At 33.8% G+C, this 7,955-nt stretch carries 8 protein-coding genes; 2 read left to right on the plus strand and 6 right to left on the minus strand.

What is annotated here, in order from left to right; translation table 11 throughout:
- Positions 1-59: 59 nt before the first annotated feature.
- Both FBT53_RS15290 and FBT53_RS15295 read right to left on the minus strand, forming a co-directional pair.
- Positions 60-1,697, minus strand: a complete 1,638-nt coding sequence (locus FBT53_RS15290) for a CTP synthase (protein WP_136952063.1) — start codon at positions 1,695-1,697, stop codon at positions 60-62.
- Between the two features lie 59 nt (positions 1,698-1,756).
- Complete coding sequence (locus FBT53_RS15295) at positions 1,757-1,990, minus strand: DUF3820 family protein (protein ID WP_136952064.1); 234 nt, start codon at positions 1,988-1,990, stop codon at positions 1,757-1,759.
- Positions 1,991-2,034: 44 nt separating this feature from the next.
- Between FBT53_RS15295 and FBT53_RS15300 the strand changes: the two genes are divergently transcribed.
- The gene (locus FBT53_RS15300) at positions 2,035-2,898 is read left to right on the plus strand and encodes a hydroxypyruvate isomerase family protein (protein WP_136952065.1); all 864 of its coding nucleotides are present in this window, start codon (positions 2,035-2,037) and stop codon (positions 2,896-2,898) included.
- 42 nt (positions 2,899-2,940) lie between these two features.
- Here the strand turns inward: FBT53_RS15300 and FBT53_RS15305 are convergent, their stop codons facing one another.
- Complete coding sequence (locus FBT53_RS15305; protein ID WP_136952066.1) at positions 2,941-4,098, minus strand: class I SAM-dependent RNA methyltransferase; 1,158 nt, start codon at positions 4,096-4,098, stop codon at positions 2,941-2,943.
- 61 nt (positions 4,099-4,159) lie between these two features.
- Here FBT53_RS15305 and FBT53_RS15310 point away from each other — a divergent pair, with 61 nt between their 5' ends.
- A complete protein-coding gene (locus FBT53_RS15310; protein WP_136952067.1) occupies positions 4,160-4,831 on the plus strand; it encodes a ZIP family metal transporter in 672 nt (223 codons plus the stop codon).
- On the opposite strand, the gene FBT53_RS15315 is transcribed toward FBT53_RS15310, so the two are convergent.
- The 3 genes from FBT53_RS15315 to FBT53_RS15325 all read right to left on the minus strand — a co-directional run bounded on the left by FBT53_RS15315 (position 4,819) and on the right by FBT53_RS15325 (position 7,849).
- Complete coding sequence (locus FBT53_RS15315) at positions 4,819-6,384, minus strand: glycosyltransferase family 39 protein (protein WP_136952068.1); 1,566 nt, start codon at positions 6,382-6,384, stop codon at positions 4,819-4,821. The two genes, FBT53_RS15310 and FBT53_RS15315, sit on opposite strands and share 13 nt — an antisense overlap.
- A gap of 26 nt (positions 6,385-6,410) precedes the next feature.
- On the minus strand, positions 6,411-7,094 hold the full coding sequence (locus FBT53_RS15320) for a phosphatase PAP2 family protein (RefSeq protein ID WP_136952069.1): 684 nt from the start codon (positions 7,092-7,094) through the stop codon (positions 6,411-6,413).
- A gap of 131 nt (positions 7,095-7,225) precedes the next feature.
- Positions 7,226-7,849, minus strand: coding sequence for a hemolysin III family protein (locus FBT53_RS15325; protein WP_136952070.1), 624 nt, complete (start codon positions 7,847-7,849; stop codon positions 7,226-7,228).
- Positions 7,850-7,955: the final 106 nt, after the last annotated feature.

The following is a 7,955-nucleotide window of genomic DNA, read 5'->3' on the forward strand; positions in this document are numbered from 1 at the left end:
AAATAACTTAGAATAATTTATACGCTACTAGCTAGCAAATATATGTCCAAAATTAGGCATTATGCCAAACTGGCATTGCTTTGTTCTACTTTCTTGTTTAAAACTGCTTTTACAAACCCTACAAATAAAGGGTGAGGGTTGGCTACAGTACTTTTATATTCTGGGTGATATTGCACTCCAACAAACCACGGATGATCTGGAATTTCTACAATTTCTACCAAATTAGTTTTTGTATTGAAGCCCGTAGCTAACATGCCTTCGTTTTCTAGTTCTTCTTTATATGCGTTATTAAACTCAAATCTATGACGATGCCGCTCCATAATACGTTCTGCACCATTGTATACGGTACTTGCTAAACTGCCCGGAGTCAACACACATTCCCATGCCCCTAAACGCATAGTACCGCCTTTATCTACAACCGATTTTTGTTCTTCCATCAAATTAATTACTGGATGTGGTGTATCTGCATCCATCTCTATAGAATTAGCATTCTCTAGCCCTAAAACATTTCTAGCAAACTCTATAACCGCCATTTGCATTCCCAAACAAATACCTAAAAATGGCACCTTGTTTTCTCGTGCAAATTGCACGGCTTTAATTTTACCTTCAATACCACGCTCTCCAAATCCTGGAGCTACTAAAAGACCATCCAAGCCCATTAGTTTTTTATCCACGTTATTGGGCTTTAAATATTCTGAATGAATAAATCTTACATTTACTTTAACCTCGTTTGCAGCACCTGCATGGATAAAAGCCTCTAAAATAGATTTGTAAGAATCTTGCAATTCTACATATTTACCAATAAGACCAATGGTAACTTCGTTTTTTGGATTTTTATGACGTTGTAAAAAGCCTTTCCAGTTTTCTAAATCTGGTTCTGTATTATCCGCTAATGCCAATTTTTTAAGCGCAACTGTATCTAACCCCTGTTCTTGCATTAACAAAGGCACATCATAAATAGTACTTGCATCTATAGATTGTATAACAGCTTCTTTTTTAACATTACAAAACAGAGCTAGCTTTTCTCGCTTTTCTTCAGAAATATCATGCTCTGTACGGCAAACCAAAATATCTGCTTTAATACCACTTTCCATCAACGTTTTAACCGAGTGCTGGGTTGGCTTGGTTTTCAATTCACCAGCAGCGGCTAAATACGGTACCAAGGTTAAGTGAATTACAATACCGTTGTTATCACCTAACTCCCATATCAATTGCCTAACTGCTTCTATGTATGGTAAAGATTCAATATCACCTACAGTACCGCCAATTTCTGTAATTACAATATCATAATCGCCACTTTTACCCAAAATTTGGATGCGTTCTTTAATTTCGTTGGTAATATGCGGTACTACCTGTACCGTTTTTCCTAAAAATTCTCCTCTACGCTCTTTCTCTATTACACTTTGGTAAATTCTACCTGTGGTTACATTATTAGCTTGGGAAGTTCTCACGTTTAAAAAACGCTCGTAGTGACCAAGGTCTAAATCTGTTTCTGCACCATCATCGGTAACATAACATTCCCCATGCTCATACGGATTCAAGGTTCCTGGATCTACGTTAATATAAGGATCTAATTTCTGAATTGTGGTTCTATAACCTCTGGCCTGTAGTAGTTTAGCTAATGAAGCGGCTATAATTCCTTTACCTAAAGATGACGTTACTCCTCCCGTAACAAAAATGTACTTGGTCTCTGACATGTTCAAAATTCAACGTTACGGGGCGTAAAATTACAACAAACGGTAAAAAAATTGGGAATTTATAACGGAAATTCTTTTTGTAATTTTCGGATTAATGGCTCAAGTCCATCAGACTTAACGTCTAACATAGTTTGCATATGTTCTCCTAATTTACCTGGAGGATAGCCTTTTTGCCTAAACCATACCAAATAGGCAATAGGTAAATCTACCAAGTAGCGCCCCTTATATTTACCAAAAGGCATTTTATAATGCGCTAACTCTAATAGTTTTCCTTTATGGTGTTGGTTATACATTTATAACTAAATTGGTATCTTTCCAGAGTTAATAACCGCAAACAATGAAACGACGAAATTTTATTACCACTGCCGCGGCTGCCTCTGCAGGCGTAGCAACTACTAATCTAGCTGCCCAAACCATGACACAAGAAAAGGATTTTAAATTAAAAAACAACATTAATCATAGCGTAGCGCAATGGTGTTTTAATATGTATCCTTTAGAAGAGTTTCTTGCCATACTAAGAGATTTGGGTGTTAAAGGGATTGATCTTATTGGACCTGACAATTTTGATTTACTAAAGAAATACGATATCCACTGTGCCATGTGTAATGGTGCCGAATTAGGTCTTACAGATGGTTTTAACGACCCTAAAAATCATGCACAACTTATTAAAAATTATACAGAGGTAATACCAAAAGTTGCTGATGCTGGCTACACTAATTTAATTTGTTTTAGTGGCAACCGCCGTGGCATGAATGATATTGTAGGCTTACACAATTGCTATGAAGGACTTTCTAAGCTAATGCCGATAGCCGAAAAATATGGGGTAGTGATACAGATGGAATTATTTAATCAAATTAATCATCCAGACTACATGTGCGATAGCAGCTTATGGGGTGTAGAACTCTGTAGGCGTTTAGGTTCTGATAACTTTAAACTGTTATACGATATTTATCATATGCAAATACAAGAGGGCGATATTATAAATACCATACAGCAATATCATGAATACTTTGGTCACTACCATACGGCAGGGGTTCCTGGTAGGCATGAGATTGACGAAACTCAGGAACTTTATTACCCTGCAATTATCAAAGCAATAAAAGATACTGGTTTTACTGGCTATGTAGCACAAGAATTTGTGGTTACTTGGGATGATGAAATAGCAGCACTTAAAGATGCTTTATTGCGTTGCGATGTATAATCTTAATACTTAAAAAGTGCCTTAAAAGGCACTTTTTAAGTATTAATTCTGATATTTAGCTTTTTTACTTCCCTCATACATTTCATACTTTAACCAACGTGCTTCTAACTTACCATTAAAGACTTTTATCTTTTTTGAAGGTCTTAATCCAACAGACTTAAGTGCTTCTAAATTCGAAGTAATTATCCATGCGTCTGTTCCTGGATAGCTCTGCTTTAACGTATCTCCTATTTTAGCATAAAATGTAGGCACATCCACATTTAAACGCTCTCCATAGGGCGGATTACAAACTAGATGAAGTTTATTTTCCGTTGGCTTTTCTGTCCTAAAAAAGTCTTTCCGTTCTATGGTAATATATTCACTCAAATTTGCGTTATCCACATTTTCTTGTGCTTTACGCACCGCAGAAGGTGCCTTATCGTAACCAATGATTTTGTGTTTAAACTCTCTTACTTTATTTAAACAAGAATCAATAATTATATGATGCAATTCCTCATCATAATCCATCCAGTTTTCAAATGCGTAAGATGTTCTGTTAATATTAGCCGGGATATTGCAAGCTATCATAGCCGCCTCAATCAAGAAGGTTCCACTACCACACATGGGGTCTAACATATCTGTTAATCCATCCCATCCACTTTGCAACAAAAGGCCCGCCGCTAGAACTTCGTTAATCGGAGCAATATTAGTGGCAATTTTGTACCCTCGTTGATGTAAAGAAGCCCCAGAACTATCTAAAGAAACTGTACAGGTATTTTCATAAATATGAATATTAATTCTAACATCTGCATTTTGAGAATTTACACTAGGTCTCTTCTGTGTCACCTCTCTAAATTTATCTACCAAAGCATCCTTTGCACGCTGAGAAACAAACATGGAATTATTAAAAACTTCTGTATGCATGGTAGTATCAAAGGCAAAGGTTTTATCTACATCAAAAAAAGATGGCCAATCCAACAAGAATAATTCACGATACAACTGTTTTTCATTAAAAACTTTAAATTCCTTTATAGGTTTATAAATCTTTAATGCTGTACGTAAACAAAGGTTTGCTTTGTACATAAAACCAGTATCACCCTCAAAAGTTACATTACGCACTCCCTCCTTTACATTGATAGCACCTAAATTGCGAAGCTCTTTAGCCAATAAAGGCTCAAAACCGTACAATGTTTTTGCTAACATTTTAAAATTACCACTCATAGAAATACATTCAATTCTCCAAAAATAGGGTAATTTTGCACCTTACGCTTTTAATTGCCTAATGATTTACGTTTTACCCATAATAGCGGTACTCTTAAGCTTTGTTTTTGTTTATCTAACCAAGCCAAAAAAGACCTTATACATTAATTTAATGCTAGCTTTTAGTGGTGCTTTTCTACTATCTATAACCTTTTTTGAGTTATTGCCAGAAGTGTATAAGGAAACCAATTCTAAAGTTGTTGCCTTATTTATTTTAGCAGGAGTGTTGTTGCAAGTATTCTTAGAGTTTTTCTCTAAAGGCGCAGAACATGGTCACATGCATTTTGTTCTCAAAAAAAATGAGTTCCCTACGATACTATTCCTAAGCCTTGCCATACATGCTCTAGTAGAAGGCATGCCTGTTGCTAGCGATTCTAATATACTTTATGGCATCTTAATTCATAAAGTCCCGGTGGCCTTGATTTTATCTATATTCTTGATTAATTCAAGTTTAAAATTCTCTTTAAGCGTTTTATTTATTGTATTATTTGCCTTTATGACACCGTTAGGAAGCTTTTTAGCTCTGGAATCTACTTGGTTTACACAATACAAAATATACCTCCAAGCTTTAGCTGTTGGGGTGTTTTTACACATTGCTACAATTATATTATTCGAAAGCTCAAAAGGACATTCCTTTAATCTTCAAAAACTATTAGTAATTATATTAGGAATTGCCACAGCTTACCTTTTGTAAACTCGAGTGGTGTGATTTTCAAATAATGCCTTTTGCTTTAATTGCAATTGATACTTTTGGTTAAGTTGAAATAATAATGACCTGTCTCCAGTATTGGTAAGTATGTAATAATTGGGATTATTATCTAAAAACAATTCTAGTTCTTCTATAGTGGATACCACTTTAAATGTAGCTTTAAAATTAAAAGGAAAAGCACTATCAAAACGTTGAAAGGCTACAAATTGAGGACTACTCCCTAATACTGCTTTTACTTTTTCTGTAGGAGTCTCTTTGGCTAGTTTAGGATAAATAATACCAAATAAAAAAAAACCCATAACCACCCAACTAATTGCCAAATAGAAAAAGGAATTTTTAAATCGTTTATTTTTAAATTGATAAAGACAAAGAATACAACCAATAGGTAGAACAAGCAACAGTAACGAATACCACCTATATTGAGTTATTCCTTCTTCTAAGTACAAAGCGACATATCCCCCTACGGGTAGTAAGCAAGAAATTATGAGTAATAGCAATAATCCTCTAGCTATCGCCTTTTTATATGTTTCAATCTTCCTAAACACCATATCAAAATAAACAGCAATCACTAAAACCAAGAAAGGATAACAAGGCATAGTGTAATTAGGCAGTTTTGTGCTAGCCACACTAAAAAAAACAATAGTTACCACACCAATAATTGCACTAAACGCAACGATTGAAGTTCTATCCTTAGATTTAAAAAAATGGTGATAAGCGGGAATCAAAAAAAATGAAAATGGCAGTAATCCTACTAAAACAAATACCCACGTTAGTAAAAACAAACCACCGTGACCTTCTTTTCCAGTATTAAATCGATTTAAATTATGGTCTAGAAAAAAACGGTTAGTAAATTGTCCTTCCGTAGCTACATGGACTAAATAAAACCATGGCACAGCAACTGTAACTACCAATAAAAAACCCGCTATAGGTTTTAATTTAGATATAGATTTTAAAGATAATTGCTTACTATACAACAAATAACAAGCTACACTTAATAAAGGTAAAATTATAGCTATAGGTCCTTTACTAAGAATACCAAAACCAAAACTAAAATATGCTAGAAAAAACCATTTTCGGTTGTTAGTTATATATAAGCTATATAAACTAAACAAACCAAAACTCGTAAAAAAAATTAAATAAGGATCAGGTACTGAAAGATGAAATTCTTGAATAAAAAAAAGGGTAGATAGTAGTACCGTACAACTGATTACCGCCACCCTTATAGAAGTAAACTTTTGAGAAAAATAAAAAGTAGTAGCAAATGTAAGAGCTCCAAAAAAAGCGGAAAAAAAGCGTGCAGCAAAAGCATTTACACCAAATAAATGATACGCTATAGTCATAAAGTAATAATGCACTACAGGTTTATCTGTTCTAAGTGTATTATTAAAAAAAGGAGTAACAAAATTACGATTCACAAACATCTCCCTTGCTGCCTCAGCATTTCTAGCCTCATCTAAAATGTAAATAGGATACGCCCAAGAAAAAGCTATACAGCACAAAAAACTGACTACAAACACTATACTTATTTGTAGTAACAAAGACTTGCTTTTTATGAAAGAACTTATCAATTAAACAATTGTTTTAAAACCTGTTGAGCACTTTTAAACACTTTAAAATTACGAAGCACTAGTTGTTTAGAATGCCAATCCTTAGGTACATTCTTAACGAACAAGTAAGCTAAAACCGAAGATAAAATTCCGAAAAACATACCCACATATACGTCAGCATACCAATGTTGAAAAAGATAAATTCTAGAAAATCCAACGAAGAGACCAACAACAACCAAAACCCAACTGGCAACTTTATTTCTAGCCAATATTGCAAAAAAGGAAACCAAATAAAATATAGTAGCTGTGTGTCCAGAAGGAAACGTATTTACATGTCTAACTTTTAAACCAGGAATCAGTTCAACGGTATGCATTAAACCAGAACGTCTAAAAAACAATAAGGGTCGCAACTCACCATGAAACAAGCCTTTTTTACAAAGTATTACTATAAATGCTTGAATTAAAAAACCAATTATAAAAATGGCCAACCATTTCATCCTAAAACGTAATAAGATTGGTAATACTAATAATACGGTTATAGCATTACCTAAGGAACTTGCTTTAAGAAATAAAGCATCTAAAAAAATAGTCCTCCATTGATTTATTTCTTGCATTAACTCAATTTTATTCAAGAACAAAAAAGGAGTCAAAACTAATAGCATAATTAAAAAAGGAAACAATCGCTCTATTACTACACGCATAGCACTAACGTTTATCTCCAAAAATAAGATGGTAAAACCTAACCTATATTGTAAGATGCTTTAAATAAGCCTTATCAAAAAGTAAAATATAATGTAAAATTATGCGGAACTATACTTAATTTAATTCTTTATTAAATCACTATTTCAGAATAGATAAAATACCAATGCGAAGCTGCACCTAATAATACAAAAACATGCCAAACTAAATGATTAAAAGGTATCCGCTTATTGGCATAAAAAAAAATCCCAAAAGTGTAGAAGAACCCACCTATAGCCAACCAAACAAAACTAACATCATTTAAGCTGAAGATAAATGGAAAATCTATGACTACTAACCAACCCATTATACCATAAAGCACAAGAGAAAACACTTCAAATCTCCCTGTAAAAAATAACTTTAAAATAGTTCCAAAAATGGCTATCCCCCAAACTAAATATAATAACAATAAACCTCTAGCATCTTTAAGTAAGGTTAAACAAATGGGAGTATAAGTACCCGCAATTAAATAATAGATACTTATATGATCTAGTTTTCGTAGCTTAAATTTAAAAGAGCTCTTGTAAACAGAATGATAAACGGTAGAAGCCGTAAACATAAGAACCAGAGAAACACCATAGACCATTAAGGGCCACAGTAAGCTCCTTATAGCATTATTATACAATAAATATAAAACTCCAAATAAAGACAATAAAATACCAATACCATGAGAATAAGCATTCCATTTCTCCTCTAAAATTGTATTAGGTGTTTGCATATAGTAAAAATAAGCAATAAAAAAACCCCTTTACGAATTGTAAAGGGGTTTGAAGGAGGCGGCGACCTACTCTCCCACCTGGTGTGGCAGTACCATCGGCGCTATC

This window comes from Flavobacterium sp. ASW18X (assembly GCF_005144745.1).
In the GTDB taxonomy this organism is placed as follows: Bacteria; Bacteroidota; Bacteroidia; order Flavobacteriales; family Flavobacteriaceae; genus Croceivirga.